We start from the raw sequence: 22,764 nt of genomic DNA on the forward strand, positions 1-22,764 counted from the left end.
TCCTGTCAGCTTTCGTAGTGGTAGCGGCACTGTGCGATGAGGACACCGTCGTCGGTGGCTTTGTAGATGAGTCGGTGTTCATCGTTGATGCGGCGCGACCAGTAGCCCTGGAATCCGTGTTTGAGCGGTTCCGGTTTGCCGATCCCCTCGTTGCCGTTCCGGGCGATGTCCGCGATGAGCGTGTTGATTCGCTTGAGGATCTTCCGGTCCTGAAGCTGCCACCACAGGTAGTCCTCCCAGGCGCGGGAAGAGAAGGTGATCTTCACTCGTGGCCCTTATCCGTCCGTTGCCAACTCGCGTACGGTGCCGCCGCCGCTTTCCAACTCGTCGATGGACGCGAGCAGGCGCCGGGCGTTCGCCGGACTCCGCAGCAGGTACGCCGTCTCCTTCAGGGACTCGTAGTCCTCAAGGGACACGATGACGACCGGCTCATGTCCGGCCCGCGTGATGACGACCTCTTCACGGTCGTCCGTAACGGAGTTGAGCACCTCGGCGTACCGCGCGCGTGACTCGGAATACGTCATGGTCTTCACGATCGAGCCTCCTTCGACGTACAGGAAATTGTACGTCTGGTTCTGTGCTGTGGGCAAGCGTCGCCGCCTTCGCCCATGACGCCGCCCCGCTCGAACGCCCGGTGTGCCGAAGCGATGTCCGTGAGCGGATACACGCCTTCCACGACGGGGCGCAGCGCGCCGGACGCCGCGATCCCGGCGATGCGGCCGGATGCGGGTCGACCACCCGCTGGTCGGGGAGGTGAACCTGGACTGGGACGCCTGCCTGATGCCCGGTGCCCCCGGCCCGGTGCTCATCGTCTGCACCGCCGAGGAGGGCGGCTCCGACGCCGAACGGCTCCAGCTGCTCGCGGGCCTGCTCATCGCGCCCCGCCCGTCATCGGAGTCCGCCCGACAGCGCTGACGCCTGCGGGGCCGGGCAGCAGGTCGTTCAGGCTGGGGCAACCGGCCCGCAGGGCCGCGTCAGTGCGCGAACGCCTTGCGGAGTCGTTGCGCCGCGTCCTCCAGGACTCCCGTCTGCTTGCAGAACGCGAACCGGACGAACGGCGCCCCCTTGTCGCGGTGGTCGTAGAAGACGGCGTTCGGGATCGCGACGACCCCCGCGCGCTCCGGCAGCGCACGGCAGAACGCGAAGCCGTCACTCTCGCCGAGCGGCCGGATGTCGGTGGTGACGAAGTACGTGCCGGCCGGGCTGAACACCCCGAAACCGGCCTCCTTGAGGCCCGCCGACAACAGGTCCCGCTTCGCGCGCATGTCCGCGCGGAAGGCCGTGAAGTACGACTCCGGCAGCGCGAGCGCCTCGGCGACGGCGTACTGGAACGGCCCGGAGGCGACGTACGTGAGGAACTGCTTCGCCGAGCGGACGGCGGTCGTCAGTGCCGGGGACGCCGTCACCCAGCCGACCTTCCAGCCGGTGAACGAGAACGTCTTGCCGGCCGAGCCGATGGTCACCGTGCGCTCGCGCATGCCCGGGAGGGTCGCCAGGGGGATGTGCTCCGCGTCGTCGAACACGAGGTGCTCGTAGACCTCGTCCGTGACGACGAGCAGGTCCCGTTCCACCGCGAGGTCGGCGATCGCGGTGAGCTCCGCGCGCGTGAGGACCGTTCCGGTCGGATTGTGCGGCGTGTTGATCAGAAGCAGTCGCGTGGAGTCGGTGACCGCGTCGCGCAGCTCGTCCAGGTCGAGGCGGAAGCGGGCCGCCTCGGGGTCGGGGCGCAGGGTCACGGGGACCCGGCGCGCACCCGCCATGGCGATACAGGCGGCGTACGAGTCGTAGTACGGCTCCAGGGCCACCACCTCGTCGCCGGGCTCCAGGAGGGCCAGCAGGGTGGCCGCGATGGCCTCCGTGGCGCCGGCCGTCACCAGGACCTCGGTGTCGGGGTCGTACGACAGGCCGTACCGCGCGCGCTGGTGCGCGACGATCGCGGTACGCAGCTCCGGGACGCCGGGGCCCGGGGGGTACTGGTTGCCGTGCCCGTCGCGCAGGGCGCGCACCGCCGCCTCGCGGACCTCTTCGGGGCCGTCCGTGTCGGGGAAGCCCTGGCCGAGGTTGATGGCGCCCGTGCGCACGGCGAGGGCCGACATCTCGGCGAAGATCGTCGTGCCGAACTCGGCGAGACGGCGGTTGAGGAAGGGGCGTGCGCTGCTGGTCATGCCCGTCATCCTGCGCCCAAGCTCTGGAGTTCCTCAAGTGTGCTTTGGCTGCTGAGACGGCGGGGCATCCCCAGGTCACGCACCGCTCGTACGGTGCGCGAGGCGCCCGTGGGGGGCCGCTTCGGGGGACTTGCGAGAAGCGGAAGGAGGGTGATCGTCATGCCCATGGCAATCGGGATCATCCTGCTCGTCCTGTTCATGGCTCTGATCACGATGGCGCTGATCGGCAGCCGGCGCCGGGAGCGGGCCGAGCGTGCGGCGCGTGCGGCGCGGCGGCGGACGTACAGCGGGAGCGGCGGCAACAACGGCAGCGGGAGCAGCGACAGCATGAACAGCTCCTACACGGGGGGCGGCTGGTGGATCTTCGGGGGCGACTCGGGGGGTGGCTCCGGGGGTGACTCGGGAGGTAGCTCCGGAGGGGGACACGGGGGGCACGGGGGTCATGGGGGTCACTCCTGCGGGGGAGGTCACTCCTGCGGCGGGGGTAGCTCCTGCGGGGGAGGCGGAGGGGGCGGCGGCTGCGGCGGAGGCAGCTGACGCCGGGCGGCTGAGCCCCGCCCGAGGGGCTACCGCAGAGGGACGCCCGCCGTGTGGCGACACGCGGCGGGCGTTCTCGTATGTGACATACGCCCCGCGTACGCCAGGCCCGCCCGGCGTACGCCGTAGTTGAACAGTTGAGCTGTGGAGCCCTCTGAGGGATGGAAACCCCACGAAGTTGGGTAAAAACGCTGTGGCGGGACCGCAGTTCATGATTCCCTCTAAATCACCAACGCAGCCCCTCGGACCCCTCGGACGTCCCGCGCGGACGTCCTCTCACACCGGGCCGACCGGGGCCGGACCCCGGAGTCGACCGGGGGGCGCCGGACCTACCCGCTTCTTCCTCGCGTGCTTGCGGAGCCGATCCATGCTCACGACCCTGACCACCTCCTACACCGACACGCGCGCGGCCGACCTCGCCTGGGCCCTGGGGCGCGAGCCGCTGCCGGCCCTGGCCACGCTCGACCTCGAACTGTCCGGTGCCAAACTCCAGTTGAGGCTGCTCGGCGCCTCCCACCAGGTGCTGCTTGAGGAGGCGGAGAGCTCCTGTTCGGAGACGGTCGCCTGCATCCCCGGCAGCAGCACCCCGCTCCCGCTCGGCGTGGCCAAACGCGTCGGCGACTGGGAGTACGAGTTCGCGGCCCACGTCGAGGTCCTCTCCCCGGGCCAGTTCGCGGGCCGGGCGCAGGAACTCCTCGCGCTGGTCTCCGGCCACCCGCACGGCCTCGCGGGCGTCTTCCCCGGCAGCCCGCACGCCTTCACCGCGCTGCTGGCCCAGCGGGTCGACGGGCATGTGCACTGGCGGACCTGGCACGCGTACCCGCAGGACGGGCAGTTGGTGGCGACCCGGACCCGGGTCGGGGTGCGGGTACCGGTGGGGTAGTCCCCCCCCGTACCCCCGTACCCCTCGTGAGCCCTCATGAGCCCTCGTGAGGGGGAGACCTCCGCGTCCCTCGAAAGAGGTAGTACCTCCGCGCTCCTGGCACCTCCCGGCCTCCCCCCTCACACGGGTGGAGCAGCCCGTCAGGACCCCCTCCCGGGCTCCCCGCGTAAACCCAAGGGACCACTTCGGCCTCCGGTTTCACGCGTGTGGGTGACAAGGCGTACTGAGGCCGTGACGTAACGTCGCAGTCGTGATCGAACCGCACGCGCCCGCTCCCCCCGGTGCCCCGCCTCCGTGGGGAGGCCGGGCCCCGCTGCCCGTCCGGCCGGCGACAGGGCGGTTCCTGGTCCTGGCCTGCGTGTTCGTGTGCGCCGCGTGCGGGCTGGTCTACGAACTCGAACTCGTCGCGCTCGCCTCGTACTTGATGGGCGACTCGGTGACCCAGGCGTCCGTCGTGCTGTCCGTCATGGTGTTCGCCATGGGTATCGGCTCGCTCGCCGCCAAACGCCTGCGCACCCTGGCCGCCGCCGGCTTCTGCGCGGTCGAGGCGGCGCTCGCGCTGATCGGCGGGTGCAGCGCGATGGCCCTGTACGCGGTGTTCGCCTGGACCGGCGACTGGGGCGGCCTGTGGGCGAACGGCCCCCGCGTGCTGCTCGTCGCGTTCTCCCTCGCCATCGGCCTGCTGATCGGCGCCGAAGTACCCCTCCTGATGGAGCTGATCCAGCGCATCCGCCGGCAGGACGCGGGCGGCGCGGTCGCCGACCTGTTCGCCGCGGACTACGTCGGCGCGCTCGTCGGCGGCCTCGCCTTCCCCTTCCTCCTCCTGCCGTGCCTGGGCCAGTTGACGAGTTCGCTGCTCACCGGCGCCGTCAACGTCGTCGCGGGCAGCGCGCTCGTCCTCGGCCTGTTCCGGCGCGACCTCACCCGCCGGGCCCGCTGGCTCCTGCTGGTGACCAACGTGACCGTCCTCGGCGTCCTCGCCGCCGCGGCCGTCCTCGTGGACGACTTCGAGCGCGCGGCCCGCGAGGCGGTGTACGGGGACGACGTCCGTGTAGCTCTCCAGACCGATGTGCAGGAGGTAGTCCTCACGGGGGGTACGCCGGGTCATCCGCTGGGGCTGTACCTCGACGGCCGGCTCCGGGTCGGGGGGCGGGACGAACGGAGGTATCACGAGGCGCTCGTCCACCCCGCGATGTACGGGTCCCATGCGCGCGTCCTGGTCCTCGGGGGCGGCGACGGGCTCGCCGCGCGTGAGGTCCTCACCCATGCCGGCGTACGGCGGGTCGACGTCGTCGACCTCGACGCGGGGCTCGTCCGCCTGGCCCGTACCGACCCGGCGCTCTCCCGCCTCGGCGGGCACGCCCTCGGTGACCCCCGTGTCCACGTCACCATCGGGGACGCGTTCCACGTCCTGCGCACCACGGCGCCGGGCACCTATGACGTCGTCGTCGCCGACCTGCCCGATCCGGGCATCACCGCCAGCACCAAGCTGTACTCCGAGGAGTTCTACAGCCTCGCGCGCCGCTCCCTCGCGCCCGGTGGACGCCTCGTCGTCCACGCCGGGCCCCTGGCCACGCGGTCCCGGGTGTTCTGGACGGTCGACGCGACCATGCGGGCGGCGGGGCTGCGGGCCACCCCCTACCGGGTGACCGGCCGCGACTCCGGGTTCGCGGCGGGGCCCGACCGGACGACCGCGCGGTCGCGGGCACCGAAGGACTGGGGGTTCCTGCTGGCCTCGGCGGGGCCCCGGGCACCTGTCCTCGCGCTCGATCCCGGGGCGGGGCGGCCGCAGACGCTCACACCGGAGGGGCTGGCGGAGGGGGGTCGGGCGGCGGAGGCCACGCGGGTGGTGGGGGTGGGGGTATCTACGCTGGTCCATCCCAGGTATTAGCTGGTCCGACCCAGGTACTGGGGGTAGGGGGGAGGGGCACGGGGTCCTGGCGGGCTCTTTCCGCACCCACGGGCGGCTCCTTTCTCCACGTCCAGGCGGCGTCTCCCGCCACCCCCGGGTGCAGCAGAGCGAATCCCCCTCTCCGGGGGTGCTTTTCCCCGACCGGTGGGTAGGCTCCACCGACATGGAGCAAGAGGTGTTCGTTCCGGTTCCGGCGGAGCGGCTGCGAGCGGCCCTCGCCGACCCCGCGCAGGTGGCCCGCGCGGTCCCCGGCCTCCAGCAGGACGCGGGGACACCCCCGATCGCCGGGCGCCTGAAGATCCGTGTCGGCAGCCACACGATCACCTATCGGGGTAACGCCCAGGTAGCGGCCGGTGCCGACGGCACGTACACCGTCCGGGCGGACGCGGCGGAGGCCAGAGGCGCCGGCAAGGTCCACCTCGCCCTCACCGTCGCCCTCACCGAGACCCCCACGGGGACGACCCTGAGGTTCACGGGCACCGCACGGGCTGACGGCAGGATCGTGGAACTTCCCCAGGAGACGGTCGCGGCGGCGGTGGCCCGTCTGGTGAACCGCTTCGGGGGGAACCTGGGGGTGACGGGTACGGGTGCCGGGGCGGGTACGGACGCGGCGCCGGAGGAACGCCCCTCGGCAACGGAGCCGGGCTCCGGGGCGGCGCCGGGCCGGGACGCCGAACCGGGGTCGGAACAGGGCCGGGGCCTCGCCCCCGGGCAGGGCCGGGACCCCGAACCGGAACAGGGCCCGGCGGCCGAGCAGCCCGCGGAGCCGAAGCGGCCGGACTCCCCGAAGCCGTCTCCGGATCGGGCACCCGAACTCCCCCTCCCGCCCACGGTGTTCGAGACCGAGATCCCGCCGTCCGCCCTGGATCCGCTGGCCCCGCTGGAGCCGGCCGCCTCGGCGGACCCCCCGGCGGAAGCCGCCCACGCCCGCCGCACGATGATCGGCAGAAGCGCGGAGGAGGTCGACCACGCCCCACCGCGAGGCCGCTACGCCCCGGTGCCGGCGCCCCAGGCGTTCACCCCGGCGAACACCCTCCGCTGGGCGGCCCCGGCGGCGGCCCTCGCGGTGGTGTCGGCGGTGGTGGTGGGCAGGGCGCTGCGCAGACGCCGCTGATCTCGGGCGCGGACGTCGCTGACGACGCCGTTCACCCGGACGGGACGCCGTTGATCTCGGACACTGTCGACCGCAGACGCCGTTCACCTGGACCCCGCCGGCCTCGGACGTCGCGCGTCGAGGCCGGCGCCTACGGAAGCCCCCCCCGCCGCCCCCGAGCGGAAAGCGGACGGAGCGGGACGCGGGCGACGAGACCAGAGACGTACCCCTACCGGTGTACCCCTGCAGAGCCGGCCGCCCCCGGGCCCGGCTCTCTCGCAGGCCGCTCGCCGCCTCCCGCCGCGAACCCCTCGGCCCCGCCCCCACGGCCCTGCCGAACCCGTAACCCCCCAGTACTGTCATCCCTTGTGAGCAACGAAGAGATCACACTGACCGCCGGCTCCGCACAGGCGACCGTGCACCCCGCCAACGGCGCCCGCGTGGCCTCCCTCCAGGTCGACGGGGTCGAACTGCTGCGCCAGGGCGAGAAGTTCGGCTGCTTCCCGATGGTCCCGTGGTGCGGCCGGATCAGGGACGGGCGGTTCCGCAACGGCGGTACGACGCATCAGATGCCGCTCAACGCCCCGCCGAACGCCATCCACGGCACCGCCCGGGGCGACGCCTGGAACGTCGCCCGCGTCACGGCCGACGAAGCGGTCCTCACGTACGACCTCGTGGCTCCCTGGCCCTACCCCGGACGTATCACCCAGGTCTTCGCCCTCACCGAGGACGCCTTGACCCTCACCATGGCGGTGGAGACGTACGACGACTCCTTCCCGGCGCAGATCGGCTGGCACCCCTGGTTCAACCGGAACCTGGGAGGCGGCGACGTACAGCTCGCGTTCGACCCCGCCTGGCAGGAGGAGCGCGGCGCCGACCACCTCCCCACCGGCAACCGGATCGACCGGGGGCCCGGCCCCTGGGACGACTGCTTCGGCATGCCGGACGGCGTCGACGTCACGCTGACCTGGCCGCAGCAGCTGGAGCTGAAGGTCACCAGCCGCGAGCAGTGGGTCGTGGTGTACGACGAGCAGGAGCCGGCCGTGTGCGTGGAGCCGCAGACCGGCCCGCCGAACGGCCTGAACACGCACCCGCGTCTGGTCACCCCGGTGGACCCGCTGGAGGCGTCGACGACGTGGACCTGGCGGCGCCTGTAGGACCCGTACACCCCGTACGACCTGAGAGCCACGGCCAGGCGTAGCCCGTACGCCCCGCATCTAAGCTGTTCGCCATGACGGACGTACGCGCTGAGCTGCTGCAACAGATCAAGGACAAGGCCGTGGTGCACGGCAGGGTGACGCTCTCCTCGGGGCTGGAGGCGGACTACTACATCGACCTGCGCCGCGTCACCCTGGACGGTGAGGCCGCCCCGCTGGTCGGGCAGGTGCTGCTGGACCTGACGGCGGAGCTGGAGTTCGACGCGGTCGGCGGGCTGACGATGGGCGCCGACCCGGTCGCGACGTCGATGCTGCACGCCGCCGCCGCGCGCGGCCGGAAGCTGGACGCCTTCGTCGTCCGCAAGGCCGCGAAGGCGCACGGCATGCAGCGCCAGGTCGAGGGCCCGGAGATCCGCGGGCGGCGCGTGCTGGTGGTCGAGGACACCTCGACGACCGGCGGCTCCCCGCTGACGGCGGTGGAGGCGGTGCGCGCGGCGGGCGCCGAGGTCGTGGCCGTCGCGACGATCGTCGACCGGGCGACCGGCGCCGACCGGAAGATCCAGGAGGGCGCGGGTGTGCCGTACCTCTTCGCGTTCTCCAAGGACGAACTGGGCCTGGACTGATACCTGAGGTGTAACCGGCTACACCTTCCGGAGCAGCGGGCCATGTCTGGAAAGATGGGGATGACGACGACGTCAGATACCCAGGTCTAGGTCAGGGCCGTAGTACGCAGATCGCAACCCGCACACCCAAGGAGCGGACAGATGCCCATCGCAACCCCCGAGGTCTACAACGAGATGCTCGACCGGGCGAAGGCTGGCAAGTTCGCCTACCCGGCCATCAACGTCACCTCGACCCAGACCCTGCACGCGGCGTTGCGCGGCTTCGCGGAGGCGGAGAGCGACGGGATCATCCAGATCTCCACGGGCGGCGCGGAGTTCCTGGGCGGCCAGTACAGCAAGGACATGGTGACCGGCGCGGTCGCGCTCGCCGAGTTCGCGCACATCGTCGCCGAGAAGTACCCGGTCACGGTCGCGCTGCACACGGACCACTGCCCCAAGGACAAGCTCGACGGGTACGTACGGCCGCTGCTCGCGGTCTCCGAGGAGCGCGTGAAGGCCGGCCGCAACCCGCTCTTCCAGTCGCACATGTGGGACGGCTCGGCCGAGACGCTCGCCGACAACCTCGCCATCGGCCAGGAGCTGCTGGCCCGCGCGGTCGCCGCGAAGATCATCCTTGAGGTCGAGATCACCCCGACCGGCGGCGAGGAGGACGGCGTCTCGCACGAGATCAACGACTCCCTCTACACGACGGTCGACGACGCGCTCCGCACGGTCGAGGCGCTCGGCCTCGGCGAGAAGGGCCGCTACCTGCTCGCCGCGTCGTTCGGCAACGTGCACGGCGTGTACAAGCCGGGCAACGTCGTGCTCCGTCCCGACCTGCTGAAGGAGCTGAACGAGGGCGTCGCCGCCAAGTACGGCAAGCCGGCCGGTTCGCAGCCGTTCGACTTCGTCTTCCACGGCGGCTCCGGCTCCTCCGAGGAGGAGATCGCGACGGCGCTGGAGAACGGCGTCATCAAGATGAACCTCGACACGGACACGCAGTACGCCTTCACGCGTCCGGTCGCGGCGCACATGTTCCAGAACTACGACGGCGTCCTGAAGGTCGACGGCGAGGTCGGCGCCAAGAAGACGTACGACCCCCGTACCTGGGGCAAGCTCGCCGAGGAGGGCATGGCGGCGCGGGTCGTCGAGGCCACGCAGAACCTGCGCTCCGCGGGTACGCGGATCAAGTAGTAGTACTTGCGAGTGAGAGACCCGGCGCTCCCCTCAGGGGGACGGCGCCGGGTCTTTCGTCCACCCGGAGTACCCCCTACCTGAGAGCCAGTGACCTACACCACGCCATATGTGCGAATCCTGTGGACACGTTGTCATAGGCATGCAATAGGCTGCGAACACCGCACCCCGGTTCTCGGGGCACGCCCCAACTCACGGGGCAGCGAAGACCATTGGGGGGTCTTTTCATCGTGTTCGTGCGTAAGCGCACTCTTTCGACCGCGACCGCGCTCGCGGTTCTCGTCAGCTCCGCCGCACTGGTCGTGGGGACGGCCGGTTCCGCCGCGGCGGACAGCAGCAAGGTGCTCCCGCTGAAGTCCGCGGGCGACATCGTGGTGGACGGCGTCCACCGCAAGGTCTTCGTCAGCGACCCCGTCACCGGACGGGTCGTCGCGACGGACTACTCCGGCAACGTGCTCGCCACCGAGCACGAGCTGTACGGCGTCACCGGCCTGGCTCTCTCGGCCGACTCCGGCCGCCTGTACGCGGCCGTCCCGAGCGTCGACGCGATCGTCGCCTTCGACACCACGACGATGGCCGAGCAGGCCCGGTACGCCACCGGCGAGGGCACCGACCCGCAGTTCCTGGCCCTCGCGGGCGGCAAGATCTGGTTCGGCTACGGCACCGAGTCCGACGGCTCGATCGGCTCGCTGGACGTCTCCGGCACCGACCCCGTCGTCGCCCTCGACCAGGACGCCGAGACGGACTACTCCGGCGCCCCGCGCCTGGCCGTCTCGCCGACCGAGCCGAACACCGTCGCGGCGGCCGGTTCGTCGTCCCAGCGGTTCGCCCTCGCGACGTACGACGTGACGACGGGCACCGCGGCCCGTACCTCGCGTAATACCTCGGGACTCACCGGGCAGACCAACGACCTCGCGTACACGCCGGACGGCAAGCGCATCGTCACCGCCAACCCCGGCAAGGTGCACCACGTGTGGCAGGCGTCCGACCTCGCCGAGGTGGGCACCTACACCAGCACCGAGCACGGCACGTCGGTCGCGATCGCCCCCGACGGCACCGTCGCGGCCGGCTCCGACGCCCCGTACGGCAAGGACGTCTTCGTCTACCGCCCGGGTCAGACCACGGCGGTACGGCAGTACGACTTCCCGGTGACGGGGACGACGTCCGCCGGCGACGGCCTCGTCAACGGCGGACTCGCCTGGGAGCCGGGCGGCAGCCGTCTGTTCGCGGTCACCGACAACTGGGACAGCAACGTCCGGCTGCACATCCTGGACGAGCCGACCAAGTCCGCGCCGACGGTCGCCGTCAAGGCCCCGGCCACGGCCGCCCTCCGCAAGGCGCTCACCGTCTCCGGCACGGTCACGGGCACGGTCGCGCTGCCCGTGGGTACCCCGCTGGTAGTCACGCGGTACGACTCCGAGTCCCCCAAGGGCAAGTCCCTGGGGACGAAGAAGCTGGCCGCGAAGGGGGCGTTCTCCTTCACGGACACCCCGGCCGTCGCCGGGAACGTCACCTACAAGGTGGCGTACGCCGGAAGTGCTACGCACTCGGCCGCGTCCGGGTCGTCCCTCGTCAAGGTCGCCTACGACAGGACGGCCCTGAAGATCGACCGCAACAACCTGACCGTCAACTACGGCACCAACGTGACGTACACGGCGACGCTCGGCCCGACGTACAAGAACCGCGTCGTCGAGATCTGGGCCGACCCGTGGGGTCCCGAGCCGAAGCGGCTGCTCAAGCGCGGCAAGGTCAACGCCAAGGGGCAGCTCGCGGTGGCGCTGCGGATGACCCGCGACACCACGGTCAGCGCGGTCTTCACCGGCGACGCCCGCAACGTCAAGGCCGAGGCCAAGTCCGGCGTGCGCACCCGCGCGGGCGTGACGACCTCGCTGTCGGGCCACTACAAGTGGACGAAGTTCGGGTCGACCAACTACCAGACCTTCCGCCAGACGAAGGACCCGTTGATCACCACGTGGATCAACGCCTACCCCGGCCGGTACACGCGTCTCGACCTGCAGATCTACTCCCAGGGCCGCTGGGTCTCGGGCGAGTCCGAGTACTTCCCGCTGGACAGCGCCGGCAAGTCGTACGTGTCGCTCGACGGCGACGGTGCGGCCGGATACCGCTTCCGCGTGCGGTCGGCGTACATCGACGGCTACAACGGCGACATCGCGAACACGACGTCGTACGGGCCGTGGAAGTACTTCAACTTCACGAAGTGATACCTGCGAGGTAGCTCCGCGGAGTGAGCCCGGCACCCCCTCCCGGGGTGCCGGGCTCGGTGCTGTCCGCAGGGCGGCGGGCGGGTGCGAAAGGCCCGGGAGGGGCGGTGCCGGGGCCTGGCCGGGGTGACAGACTGGAGGCCATGACGATTCACGAGAACCTCCTCGGGGGCCCGCCCCCGACCCACCTCCCCGACGACCCCGAGCCGCGCGAGCTGCTCGCGGGCGGCACCGCCGCCGCCGACGTCGCCGCGCAGTACCCGAAGTCCTCGCTGGCCTGGGCGCTCCTCGCCGACGAGGCGTTCGAGCGGGGGAGCGTGGTGGAGTCGTACGCGTACGCCCGTACCGGATACCACCGGGGTCTCGACTCCCTGCGCCGCAGCGGCTGGAAGGGTCACGGCCCGGTGCCGTGGGAGCACGAGCCGAACCGCGGCTTCCTGCGCGCCCTGCACGCCCTCGCGCGCGCCGCCGGGGCGATCGGGGAGCAGGACGAATACGAGCGGTGCACGCAGTTCCTGAAGGACTCCTCGGCGACGGCGGCGCAGACGCTGGGCTGAGCGGATACCTGAGCCGTACCCGTGTAGTACCCGGGTATCAGGGTTGGCCCGTCTGGCCGTGTGATCAGGCGGGCCTTGCCTTTTCGGCGCACGATCGAAGAGGATGCCCGGCGGGGACCGGGGCCCCCGTGTCGGTAACGGCAGGGGCGGACCGCTACCCGGAGCAACAACAGGAGACAGCGATGTCCCAGGAGGCTCACGGGGCTCATGAGCCCGAGACCCCTCATCTCGACTTCGCGGGTACGACGCCGTACGAGGACTACGTCCGGGCGGATGTGCTCACCCACCTCCAGCACCCCCTTTCCGAGGACCCCGGAGAGATGGTCTTCCTGGTCACCACCCAGGTCATGGAGCTGTGGTTCACGGTGATCGTCCATGAGTGGGAGACGGCCACGAAGGCCCTGCGCTCGGACGACATCCCGGTCGCGGTCGACGCGCTGAAGCGCTCCGTACGGGAGCTGGAGGCGCTCACCGCGTCCTGGCGGCCGCTCGCCCAGCTCACGCCCGCCCAGTTCAACTCCTACCGCTCGGCCCTCGGCGAGGGCTCCGGCTTCCAGTCCGCGATGTACCGGCGGATGGAGTTCCTGCTCGGCGACAAGTCCGCCTCCATGCTCGTCCCGCACCGCGGAGCGCCGCGCGTGCACGCCGAGTTGGAGAAGGCACTGCACGAACCAAGCCTGTACGACGAGGTGTTGAGGCTGCTGGCCCGCCGGGGACACGCGATACCGGACGAGGTGCTGCGCCGCGACGTCGCCCTGCGGTACGAGCCCTCGCCCGAGGTGGAGGCGGTCTGGACGGCCCTCTACCAGGGCGACCAGAACGCCGAACTCGCCCGGCTCGGCGAGGCGTTGACCGACGTCGCCGAACTCGTCTGGCGCTGGCGCAACGACCACCTGGTCGCCACCCGGCGCGCGATGGGCGCCAAGGCCGGCACCGGCGGCTCCGCGGGCGTGGCCTGGCTGGAGAAACGAGCCCGCAAGAATGTCTTCCCCGAGCTGTGGACGGCGAGGTCCCATGTCTGAACTGACCGTCACGGCACAGGAGTTGGACGCCAAGGACGAACTCGCCGCCAAACGCGCCGAGTTCGTCCTCGACGACGGGGGTGTCTACCTGGACGGCAACTCGCTGGGCGCCCTGCCCGCCGTCGTCCCCGAAGCCGTCGCGGACGTCGTCCGCCGCCAGTGGGGCGAACTGCGCATCCGCTCCTGGGAGGAGAGCGGCTGGTGGACGGCGCCGGAGCGGATCGGCGACCGGATCGCCCCGCTGATCGGCGCGGGACCCGGCCAGGTCGTCGTCGGCGACTCGACAAGTGTCAACGTCTTCAAGGCACTTGTCGCCGCGCGCCGGATGGCCGGAGCGGGCCGCGACGAGATCGTCGTCGACGCCACGACCTTCCCCACGGACGGCTACATCGCCGAGTCCGCCGCGAGGATGACGGGGTGCACGGTCGTCCCCGTACGGCCCTCGGAGATCGCCGGCGCGCTCTCCGCCCGTACCGCCGCGGTCCTGCTCAACCACGTCGACTACCGCTCCGGACGGCTCCACGACCTCCCCGCGCTGACGTCCGCGATCCACGCGGCGGGCGCCCTCGCGGTCTGGGACCTGTGCCACAGCGCGGGCGCGCTGCCGGTCGGGCTGGACGAGCACGGGGTGGACCTCGCGGTCGGCTGCACCTACAAGTACCTGAACGGCGGCCCCGGTTCGCCCGCGTACCTGTACGTGCGCCGCAACCTCCAGGGCGAGTTCGACTCCCCGCTGCCCGGCTGGAACTCGCACGCCGAGCCGTTCGGGATGAGCCCGTCGTACGAGCCGGCGCGCGACGTCGTCCGGGGCCGGGTCGGGACGCCGGACATCCTCTCCATGCTCGCCCTGGAGGCGGCCCTCGGGGTGTGGGAGGGCGTGTCCGTCGAGGCGGTGCGCGCCAAGTCCCTCGCCCTGACGGACTTCTTCCTCGCGTGCGTCGAGGAGTACGTCCCCGAAGGCCGGGTCGAGTGCGTCACCCCGCGGGACCACGCGGAGCGGGGCAGCCAGATCGCGCTGCGCTGCGACGACGCCGGGGACGTCATGAAACGGCTCGTCGAGCGGGGCGTCGTGGGGGACTTCCGGTACCCGGACGTGCTGCGGTTCGGATTCACGCCGCTGTACCTCGGGTTCGCGGACGTGGAGCGCGCGGCGCGGGAACTGCGGCTGGCTCTCAAGTAGTCCCGCACTACACCTCGTCCAGGCTCGGCCACGCGAAGGGCGCACCGCACGACCACGCGCGGTGTGCCCTTCGGCACGTACGGTGCGAGGCGCGAGGGTGTCATATCCGGGCAGAACCGTTTACCCCTCACCCAGCGTTACATCCGCGTGTCCGCGCACGTCACGGGCCTGATACCGTCCCCGCCAGCGGACGCAATCGCAGCCGTCCCACACCTACCTGGTCGTCAATTCCATTTCGTTGCTGAGAGGTTGGAGCATGCCGGACGACGTGGCCGCAGCCAAGGCCGCCGCCGAGGAGCAGTCTGCCTTCTCACACCCGCCCGTCGACCCCGACGCGACCGCCGCCTACGGCGACCACCCCGACCAGGTGATCGACTTCTACCTCCCCAGAGGTACGGGGGGTCCGGGGGGCCTCGCGCCGCTGGTGGTCCTGCTGCACGGGGGTGCCTGGCGTGCGCGCTACGACCGCCGGCACGTGACGCCGTTCGCCGGCTTCCTCGCCCGGCGGGGGTTCGCCGTCGCCAACGTCGAGTACCGGCGCGGGGAGTTGGGGACGGAAGGCGCCGGCGGAAACGCTCCTGTGGACGACGACGAGGGTGCGGCGCCGGCCGCCGGGCGCTGGCCGGACACCTTCGACGACGTCGCCGCCGCGCTCGACGCGCTGCCCGCCCTCGTCCCCGGCATCCTGCCCACGGCCGACCCGCGCCGTACGGTCCTCACCGGCCACTCGGCCGGCGGCCACCTCGCGCTGTGGGCGGCGGCCCGGCACGTCCTCCCGGCGGACGCGCCCTGGCGCACCCCCGGCCCGGCGGACCTGCGGGGTGTGGTCGCGCTCGCGCCGATCGCCGACTTCGAGGTCGCGCGCAAGCTCGACGTGTGCGGTGGCGCTTCCACCCAACTCCTCGGCGGAGAAGGGAAGTTCGCCGAGCGGCGGCCGTACGCCGACCCCGCGCTGCTGCTGCCGACGGGGATCGCGACGACGCTGGTGCAGGGGCGGGCGGACGAGGTCGTGCCGATGGCGGTCGCGGAGGCGTACGCGGACGCGGCGGCGAAGGCGGGGGAGATGGTGGGGGTGACGCTGCTGGAGGACGTCGGGCACTTCCCGCTGATCGATCCGGCGGCGGACGCGTGCGCGGTGGTGGGGGAGGAGATCGCGCAGTTGGCTTGGTGAGGCGGGGAGTTGAGGGAGGGGAGTGGGAGGGGGCGGGGCCCGAGGGGGGGGCGGGGTCCGAGGGGGGGCGGGGTCCGAGGTCCTCGTCCTCCATGTCATACCTGAGAGCTACGTCGAAGATGAGCTCTCTGGAGGGACGCGAACGACGAGTCCTGATCCGTAACTTCGCAACCAGGTCGCCCGACGGTCGGGCGGCCTGGACGGGGAGGGTGCGGCGATGCGGCTCGGCGACGCGAAGAAGACGGACGGAAGGGCGGGGCGCCTGCTCCGTGCCCTGCTCGCCGTCCTGGTCGTCGCGGCGGTGGTCGTCCCCCTCGTGGCGGCGGCCCGCCCCGACATCCCGGCCCCCGCTCCGGCGCCGGCCCTCCCGCTGACGGCCGCGACGCTGGAGAAGACGTACGAGGCCAACCGGGCCAACGCCGAACTGGCGTCGAAGATGGCCCGGGCCCACGGCGACCGGCACAGGGCCGAGGCCGACCGGAGACTGGCCGCCCCCGACAGGCACCTCCTCTCCTACGACGGCCGAGGCGAGGGCCGGGCCACAGAGGTGTTCGGCGACCTGGCCCACGCACACCGCGTCGCGATCCTGGTCCCGGGCTCAGACACCACGCTGGACACGTACGAACGCTTCCGCGCGGGCGCCGACGCCCTCCACCGCCGGCTGACCCGCGAGGCCCCGGCCGGGACGGCGGTGGTGGCCTGGCTCGGGTACACGACGCCGGGCACGATCAGTACGACGGTCCTGACGCCGGACCGGGCGGACGAGGCGGCACCGGCCCTGCGCGACCTCGTCGCCGGACTGCGCGCCCTCACCGGCCCGGACACCGGCCTCAGCGTCCTGTGCCACTCCTACGGCACGGTGGTGTGCGCCCGAGCGGCCGACGGGCTGGACGCCGACGACCTGGTCCTCCTCGCCAGCCCCGGCACCGGCGCGGACACGGCGGCCGGCCTGGACACCCGCGCCCGCGTATGGGCGGCGCGCGGAGCGGACGACTGGATCGCGGACGTCCCGCACACCAGCGCCCACCTCTTCGGCACCACCATCGGCTTCGGCACGGACCCGGTCTCCCCGGCCTTCGGCGCCCGCGTCTTCGCCGCCGGAGACGCTGGCCACAGCGACTACTTCACCCCGGGCTCGGTCTCGCTGGCCAACCTCGCCCGGATCGTCCTCGGCGAGTCGACGGAGGTCACCCGTGTCCGACACCCGTGATCCGCGTGGCACCTGCCTGACCCGTACGGCGGCCCGCATCGACGCCGCCACACCCCCGCACCGCGACCGCGCCGTGGACGCCCTGCGCGCGCTGGCCATCCTCGGCGTCGTCCTCGGCCACTGGCTGGTGACCGCCCTGGTCGCCGACGGCGACACCCTGCGCGCGACAAGCCCCCTGGCGTCGATGCCGTGGCTGGCGCCCGTGTCCTGGACGTTCCAGACGCTCGCGGTGTTCTTCATGGTGGGCGGGCATGTGGCGACGCGGAGCTACGCGGCGGCGCGGGGCGGGGGCCGTGAGCGTGGGGAAGGGCGGACCGACGGATCCGGACGGGAGCCGTCGCGCGAGGCACAGGGACACCCGCGCGGCGTCTACGCCCGCTGGCTGTGGGCCCGCCTCACGAGGCTGTTCCGGCCGGTGGCCGCACTCGTGGGCGTGTGGCTGACGGTGGCGGTCTGCCTCCTGCTGGGCGGCGCCTCGTTCGTGACGGTGCACACGGTCGTGAAGCTGGCGCTGTCCCCGCTCTGGTTCCTCCTGGTCTTCGCGCTGCTGACGGCGGCGACCCCGCTGCTCGCGCGGCTCAGCCCGCTGTGGCCGCTGGTGGTGGTGCTCCACGTGGACCTGGTCCGCTTCGGGCTCGGCGGCCCGGCCTGGCTGGGCTGGGTGAACCTGGTGGCGGGCTGGGCGGTGCCGTACACGCTGGGCGCGGCGTGGACGCGGGGCGAACTGGAGGGCCGGCGTGCGGGGTGGGTCCTGCTGACCGGCGGGGCGGTGGTGACGGCGGTGCTGGTGCGGTGGGGCGGATACCCGGCGTCGATGGTGGGGGTGCCCGGGGAGGGCGTCTCCAACCTCAACCCGCCGACCCTGGCGGCGGTCGCCTTCGGGCTCGCCCAGTGCGGGCCGGCGCTGCTGCTGCGGGGCCGGCTGCGGCGGGCGATGCGCCGCCCGCGCGCGTGGGCGGCGGTGGCCCTGCTCAACCTCTCGGCGATGACCGTCTTCCTGTGGCACCAGACGGCCCTGATGACGACGACGGCCCTGGCGCTGCCCGCAGGCAGGCTCCCCGGCCTGCACACCCGCCCCGACACCTGGGCCTGGGTCCCGTACCGGCTCCTGTGGCTCCCGGCGTTCGCTCTGGCGCTCGGGGTGTGCTGGGCGGCGTTCCACGGCTGGGAGACCCGGGCGGGCCGTCCTGAGGGCGGGCGGGACGGCGAGGCCGTCAACCCGGTGACGCGCTCCGTACCCGAACAGGCAGAAGGGGCACGGACGTCGGCGCACCGGCCCACAGGCCGGGAGCATCCGCTCCCGCGCCCGGAAACGACCGCTCTGAAGGGGGTCGGCCATGCATAAGGTGACGAAGGTGACGGAGCTGGAGAAGCACCTGGAACGAGCGCTGGGCCGGTCGTCGGACGAGGGCGGTCGGCGCGCGCTGCGGGAGACGTGGCCGGGGCGGGCGTTCACAGCGGTCCGGCGGGACCTGTGGCCGACCGGCGCGATGCCGCTGCCGCCGTCGGTGTGGCTGCGGTGGCTGCCGCACGGGCTGGTGTGCCTGGCGGCAGTCGTGGCGGCGCTGGCGAACATGGACCAGTTCGGTACGCGTTACCAACTGGGCGTCGAGTTCGGCCTGTTGTGCGCGGTGACGCAGGGCGTGGCGCTGGTCGTGGCCCTGTGGTGGCCGCTGCACGGCTGGTGGCTGTCCCTGATGGTGACGGCGGTGACCGCGCTGGGAGCGCGCAGCCGCATGATGATCCCCCGCGAACTCCCCGGCTGGCCCGAGTTCACCGGCCCGAGCGCCGGCGCCTTCTGGCCCTGGGGCGAACCCGGCCTGGCCGTGCACGCGTTGATCCTCCTCCTGGTCGCCCTGCGGGTCCGCGCGCGGGTCTCCGCCGAGGTGCTGGTCCTGACCGCGCTGGCGACCTGGCTCGTGGAGGGCGTGATCGGCGGCTGGGGCTACACGCCGAGCGGTGTGCTGGCCTGCGCGATCTTCCTGGGCGTCGTCCTCGTGGGCGCCGCGCTGCGAGGCCGCCGGGAGGCCCGCAGCGAACTCGTCGAACAGGCCGGCATCACGGCGGAGGAGCGCGCGCGGCGCACGCTGCTGGAGGAGCGCAGCCGGATCGCGCGGGAGCTGCACGACGTGGTCGCGCACCACATGTCGGTGATCTCGATCCAGGCGCAGGTCGCCCCGCACCTGGTGGCCGATCCACCCGAGGAACTGACGGAGAACCTCGCGGGCATCCGGCACAACGCCCTGGAGGCGCTGGCCGAACTGCGCCGCGTGCTCGGGGTGTTGCGTTCGGAGAGCCCCGACGACGCCGACGGCCCGTACGGGTTGGGCGCGGCGACCGGTGAGGCGCCGGACGCCCCGCAGCCCACCCTGGACCGGCTGGACGCGCTGCTGGACAACACCCGCGCGGCGGGGCTGGACGTCGTCAAGGTGATGACCGGCGAGCCGCCGACGCCGCCGTACCCGCCGGGCGTCCAGCTCTCGGCGTACCGCATCGTGCAGGAGGCGCTCAGCAACGTGCTGCGGCACGCGCCGGGAGCCGGCGTGACCGTCGAGATCGGGCAGCAGCGGGACGGCGTGTTCCTGAGCGTCACGAACTCCGCCCCGAGCCGCCCGGCCGACCCGTCCCCCGGGGCGGGGCACGGACTGCTGGGGATGCGCGAGCGCGCGGCGATGCTGGGCGGCCACGTGCAGGCCCACCCGAACCTGCACGGCGGCTACGTCGTCACGGCGTTCCTGCCGCGTGACGGCGTCCGTGCGGCCGGCCCTCCGGGCGACGAAGAGCTCCGGAACCTCCCGGGGGCCATCTGGCAGCTGTCCGATGTTCCCCACGTCCGATTGATCCTCCCGGAGGCGTCCCGCCAGAAGGGACACGGCGACGGCTCGATGTCGCCGCAGCCTCCTCCACACAGCACATGACACGACAGGAGACGAGAAGAGATGACGAACGGCACGAAGAACGGAACGAACACCGACACGAACATCCGCGTGATCGTCGCGGACGACCAGAAGACGGTCCGGCAGGGTTTCGCCCTCCTGCTGGACAAACACCCAGGGATCGAGGTGGTCGGCGAGGCGTCCGGCGGCCTGGAAGCGGTGGAGATGGTCACCGAACTCGCCCCGGACATCGTCCTGATGGACATCCGGATGCCCGACCTGAGCGGCATCGAGGCGACGCGCCGCATCACCGCCCTGCTGCCGGACGTGAGGGTGCTGGTGCTGACGACCTTCGACCTCGACGAGTACGTGTACGACGCGCTGCGCGCCGGCGCCTCCGGGTTCCTGCTGAAGGACGTCTCCTCGGACCAGCTCGCCGAGGCCGTGCGGACCGTCGCGGTGGGTGACGCCATGCTCGCGCCCGGCGTCACCCGCAAGCTGATCACCGAGTTCACCCGCATCGACAGCGGCCCGCGCGCACCCGAGAAGGTACGCCTGGAGGAACTCACCGAGCGGGAGACGGAGGTCCTGTCACTGATCGCGCAGGGCCTGTCGAACGGGGAGATCGCCCGGCACCTGTGCGTCGCCGAGCAGACGGTGAAGACCCATGTGGGCCGGATCCTGGTCAAGCTGGGGCTGCGGGACCGGACGCAGGCGGCGGTGTTCGCGTACGAGGTGGGGCTCGTGCGCCCGGCCCTGCGCTGAGCCGCGCACCGGCGGCGCTCCGCCGGGTCCGGCCGAGTACGGGATGACCCGTAGTACTTGAGACGGACCCGGCGGAACCCCTCTCAGTAGTGACGACGACGATCCAGGCCCCGGCCTACGGTGGTGAATGTGACCGAGACGACGCAGACCACCCGGACGCGGATCATGGATCCGCTCAGCCCGCACGGCGATTCGGACGACGGCGGATACACCCCGCGCAGTCCGGAGGCCAAGGCGGCCCTGGACGCCCTGCGCGGGCTGCGCAACGACCTCATCGACGACGCCTTCGCCTACCGCCCGCTGCCCCGCCTGGGCGACGACAGCCGCCTGGTCCGCCGCATGAAGGGCCGCCGCCGGGAGTACGCCTCCTGGTCGCGGCACGGCCTGGTCGCGGCGGGCGGCGTCCTGGCGATGATGAACGCGTGGACGGACGCCCGGAGCGGCGCCCTCAACATGGTGTGCGGCCTCCTGGTCCTGGCGCCGGTGCTGCTGACGCTGGTCCGCCCGGTGGGCGCGTTGTGGCTCTCGTTCGCCTCGACGACGGTGGTCGCGGCGGTCGGCACGTCGTACACGCTGTGGCCGTGGGAGCCGAGTTCCTTCATCTCCCACCTGATGGTCCTGACGGTGGTCGCGGTCCGCACCCGCCCGCGTACGGCGGCCTGGATGTGGCTGCTGACCGCCGCCTACGGCTTCATCGCCGAGTCGTTCTTCGGCTGGAGCCACGACGGCTACGGCACGGACACCGGCCCGATGCTGGTGCTCTCCGCGTTCGTCCTGCTCGCCGTCACCGTCTGGCACACCCGCCGGCAGGCGGAGCGGGAGGTCACGGCGCAGCAGACGGTGACCGAGCACGAGCGCTCGCGCCGGACGCTCCTGGAGGAGCGCACGACGATCGCCCGGGAACTGCACGACGTGGTGGCGCACCACATGTCGGTGGTGGCCATCCAGGCGGAGGCGGCCCCCTACCGGGTGGAGAACACCCCGCCGGAGCTGGCGAAGGCGTTCGCGACGATCAGGGAGAACGCGGTGGCGGCCCTCACCGAGCTGCGCCGGGTGCTGGGCGTGGTCCGCGCCGAGGACTACGAGGTGCCTCAGGCCCCGCAGCCGACGCTGGCGGACCTGGACGGCCTGCTGGCGAACGTGCGGGAGGCCGGCCTGACGGTCGAGAAGGTGACGACGGGAGCGGTGCGGGAGCTGCCCCAGGGCGTGGAGCTGTCGGCGTACCGCATAGTGCAGGAGGCCCTCAGCAACACGCTGCGGCACGCGCCGGGGGCGACGGCGACGGTGGAGTTCGGGTACGTGCTCGGGGGCCTCGGCATCCGGGTGGTGAACGGACCGGCGCGGCAGCCGTCCCTGGCGAAGGCGCAGTCGGGCGAGGGGCACGGCCTGACGGGGATGCAGGAGCGGGTGGCGATGCTGAACGGCGAGATGACGACGGGCGACACGGACGACGGTGGCTACGAGGTGGCGGTGTTCCTGCCGGTCGCCGCCCACGGCACGGAGTGAGAGGGGAGGCGGGAGATGACGATCAGGGTGCTGGTGGCGGACGACCAGATGATGGTGCGCGAGGGCTTCTCGGTCCTGCTCAACGCGATGCCGGACATCGAGGTGGTCGGGGAGGCGGTGGACGGGCGGGAGGCCGTGGCGAAGGTGCGGGAGCTCGCGCCGGACGTGGTGCTGATGGACATCCGGATGCCGGGGGTGAACGGCATCGAGGCGACGCGGGAGATCGTGGCGGCGGACGGCGAGACGAAGGTGCTGGTGCTGACGACGTTCGACCTGGACGAGTACGTGTACCAGGCGCTGCGGGCGGGCGCCTCCGGGTTCCTGTTGAAGGACGCCTCGGCCAGGCAACTGGCGGACGGGGTGCGGGTGGTGGCGTCCGGGGAGTCCCTTCTCGCGCCCTCGGTGACGAAGCGGCTGATCACCGAGTTCTCCCGGCTCGCCGAGAACGAGAGACCCCGGATCCCGGCGAGCGCCCAGGCGGCCTACGGGGACCTGACCGATCGGGAGACGGAGGTGCTGGTGCTCATCGCGCAGGGCCTGTCGAACGCGGAGATGGCGGAGCACCTGGTGGTGGCGGAGTCGACGGTGAAGACCCACGTCAGCCGGATCCTGGTGAAGCTGGGGCTGCGGGACCGGACGCAGGCGGCGGTGTTCGCGTACGAGACGAGGTTGGTGGTGCCGGGATAGGAGCAGAAATCGTCAATGTGTTCCC

22 protein-coding genes and 1 pseudogene are annotated in these 22,764 nt (G+C 72.1%); 19 read left to right on the forward strand and 4 right to left on the reverse strand.

Features of this window, described 5'->3' with window-relative positions:
* Positions 1 to 5: 5 nt before the first annotated feature.
* From ACLZOT_RS20840 to ACLZOT_RS20850, 3 genes and pseudogenes are all read right to left on the reverse strand, one after another.
* On the reverse strand, positions 6 to 266 hold the full coding sequence (locus ACLZOT_RS20840) for a Txe/YoeB family addiction module toxin (RefSeq protein WP_359120194.1): 261 nt from the start codon (positions 264 to 266) through the stop codon (positions 6 to 8).
* Between the two features lie 9 nt (positions 267 to 275).
* Positions 276 to 533, reverse strand: coding sequence for a type II toxin-antitoxin system Phd/YefM family antitoxin (locus ACLZOT_RS20845; RefSeq protein WP_121891561.1), 258 nt, complete (start codon positions 531 to 533; stop codon positions 276 to 278).
* Positions 530 to 706, reverse strand: a pseudogene (locus tag ACLZOT_RS20850) (zinc-binding dehydrogenase); the annotation flags it as partial. The gene ACLZOT_RS20845 and the pseudogene ACLZOT_RS20850, both read right to left, overlap by 4 nt.
* A gap of 17 nt (positions 707 to 723) precedes the next feature.
* Between ACLZOT_RS20850 and ACLZOT_RS20855 the strand changes: the two are divergent.
* Positions 724 to 915, forward strand: coding sequence for a hypothetical protein (locus ACLZOT_RS20855; protein ID WP_416970486.1), 192 nt, complete (start codon positions 724 to 726; stop codon positions 913 to 915).
* A 59-nt stretch (positions 916 to 974) separates the two neighbouring features.
* Here the strand turns inward: ACLZOT_RS20855 and ACLZOT_RS20860 are convergent, their stop codons facing one another.
* Positions 975 to 2,174 carry a pyridoxal phosphate-dependent aminotransferase gene (locus tag ACLZOT_RS20860; protein WP_416970487.1) on the reverse strand — a complete coding sequence of 400 codons (1,200 nt, stop codon included), beginning with the start codon at positions 2,172 to 2,174 and terminating at the stop codon, positions 975 to 977.
* Positions 2,175 to 2,324: 150 nt separating this feature from the next.
* On the opposite strand from ACLZOT_RS20860, the gene ACLZOT_RS20865 reads away from it, so the two are divergent.
* The 18 genes from ACLZOT_RS20865 to ACLZOT_RS20950 all read left to right on the forward strand — a co-directional run bounded on the left by ACLZOT_RS20865 (position 2,325) and on the right by ACLZOT_RS20950 (position 22,739).
* Positions 2,325 to 2,702 (forward strand): hypothetical protein, encoded by a 378-nt coding sequence (locus ACLZOT_RS20865; RefSeq protein ID WP_416970488.1) that lies wholly within the window; start codon positions 2,325 to 2,327, stop codon positions 2,700 to 2,702.
* Between the two features lie 367 nt (positions 2,703 to 3,069).
* Positions 3,070 to 3,585: a DUF2617 family protein gene (locus ACLZOT_RS20870; RefSeq protein WP_416970489.1), complete on the forward strand. Its 516-nt coding sequence runs from the start codon at positions 3,070 to 3,072 to the stop codon at positions 3,583 to 3,585.
* Between the two features lie 250 nt (positions 3,586 to 3,835).
* Complete coding sequence (locus tag ACLZOT_RS20875) at positions 3,836 to 5,476, forward strand: polyamine aminopropyltransferase (RefSeq protein WP_416970490.1); 1,641 nt, start codon at positions 3,836 to 3,838, stop codon at positions 5,474 to 5,476.
* Between the two features lie 184 nt (positions 5,477 to 5,660).
* The gene (locus ACLZOT_RS20880; RefSeq protein ID WP_416970491.1) at positions 5,661 to 6,611 is read left to right on the forward strand and encodes an SRPBCC family protein; all 951 of its coding nucleotides are present in this window, start codon (positions 5,661 to 5,663) and stop codon (positions 6,609 to 6,611) included.
* 347 nt (positions 6,612 to 6,958) lie between these two features.
* Complete coding sequence (locus ACLZOT_RS20885; RefSeq protein WP_416970492.1) at positions 6,959 to 7,747, forward strand: aldose 1-epimerase; 789 nt, start codon at positions 6,959 to 6,961, stop codon at positions 7,745 to 7,747.
* Positions 7,748 to 7,821: 74 nt separating this feature from the next.
* Positions 7,822 to 8,370, forward strand: coding sequence for an orotate phosphoribosyltransferase (gene pyrE / locus ACLZOT_RS20890; RefSeq protein ID WP_416970493.1), 549 nt, complete (start codon positions 7,822 to 7,824; stop codon positions 8,368 to 8,370).
* A gap of 141 nt (positions 8,371 to 8,511) precedes the next feature.
* The gene (gene fbaA, locus ACLZOT_RS20895) at positions 8,512 to 9,543 is read left to right on the forward strand and encodes a class II fructose-bisphosphate aldolase (RefSeq protein WP_416970494.1); all 1,032 of its coding nucleotides are present in this window, start codon (positions 8,512 to 8,514) and stop codon (positions 9,541 to 9,543) included.
* Between the two features lie 236 nt (positions 9,544 to 9,779).
* Positions 9,780 to 11,765, forward strand: coding sequence for a WD40 repeat domain-containing protein (locus ACLZOT_RS20900; RefSeq protein ID WP_416970495.1), 1,986 nt, complete (start codon positions 9,780 to 9,782; stop codon positions 11,763 to 11,765).
* 143 nt (positions 11,766 to 11,908) lie between these two features.
* Positions 11,909 to 12,322, forward strand: coding sequence for a DUF3151 domain-containing protein (locus tag ACLZOT_RS20905; protein WP_416970496.1), 414 nt, complete (start codon positions 11,909 to 11,911; stop codon positions 12,320 to 12,322).
* A gap of 182 nt (positions 12,323 to 12,504) precedes the next feature.
* Positions 12,505 to 13,344, forward strand: coding sequence for a tryptophan 2,3-dioxygenase family protein (locus ACLZOT_RS20910; protein ID WP_416970497.1), 840 nt, complete (start codon positions 12,505 to 12,507; stop codon positions 13,342 to 13,344).
* Entirely contained in the window at positions 13,337 to 14,524 is a 1,188-nt protein-coding gene (kynU, locus tag ACLZOT_RS20915) for a kynureninase (RefSeq protein WP_416970498.1), read from the forward strand. The genes ACLZOT_RS20910 and kynU overlap by 8 nt, the downstream gene beginning before the upstream one ends.
* 256 nt (positions 14,525 to 14,780) lie before the next feature.
* Positions 14,781 to 15,695, forward strand: coding sequence for an alpha/beta hydrolase (locus ACLZOT_RS20920; RefSeq protein ID WP_416970499.1), 915 nt, complete (start codon positions 14,781 to 14,783; stop codon positions 15,693 to 15,695).
* Positions 15,696 to 15,912: 217 nt separating this feature from the next.
* On the forward strand, positions 15,913 to 16,905 hold the full coding sequence (locus ACLZOT_RS20925) for an alpha/beta hydrolase (protein ID WP_416970500.1): 993 nt from the start codon (positions 15,913 to 15,915) through the stop codon (positions 16,903 to 16,905).
* Entirely contained in the window at positions 16,889 to 18,250 is a 1,362-nt protein-coding gene (locus tag ACLZOT_RS20930; protein WP_416970501.1) for an acyltransferase family protein, read from the forward strand. Before ACLZOT_RS20925 ends, ACLZOT_RS20930 begins: the two co-directional genes overlap by 17 nt.
* The gene (locus ACLZOT_RS20935; protein ID WP_416970502.1) at positions 18,243 to 19,823 is read left to right on the forward strand and encodes a sensor histidine kinase; all 1,581 of its coding nucleotides are present in this window, start codon (positions 18,243 to 18,245) and stop codon (positions 19,821 to 19,823) included. Before ACLZOT_RS20930 ends, ACLZOT_RS20935 begins: the two co-directional genes overlap by 8 nt.
* 21 nt (positions 19,824 to 19,844) lie before the next feature.
* The gene (locus ACLZOT_RS20940; protein WP_416970503.1) at positions 19,845 to 20,546 is read left to right on the forward strand and encodes a response regulator; all 702 of its coding nucleotides are present in this window, start codon (positions 19,845 to 19,847) and stop codon (positions 20,544 to 20,546) included.
* 129 nt (positions 20,547 to 20,675) lie between these two features.
* Positions 20,676 to 22,052 carry a sensor histidine kinase gene (locus ACLZOT_RS20945; protein ID WP_416970504.1) on the forward strand — a complete coding sequence of 459 codons (1,377 nt, stop codon included), beginning with the start codon at positions 20,676 to 20,678 and terminating at the stop codon, positions 22,050 to 22,052.
* 15 nt (positions 22,053 to 22,067) lie between these two features.
* Complete coding sequence (locus tag ACLZOT_RS20950) at positions 22,068 to 22,739, forward strand: response regulator (protein WP_416970505.1); 672 nt, start codon at positions 22,068 to 22,070, stop codon at positions 22,737 to 22,739.
* Positions 22,740 to 22,764 lie beyond the last annotated feature (25 nt).

The sequence above is a fragment of the Streptomyces sp. 4F14 genome, from assembly GCF_048159485.1.
In the GTDB taxonomy this organism is placed as follows: Bacteria; Actinomycetota; Actinomycetes; order Streptomycetales; family Streptomycetaceae; genus Streptomyces.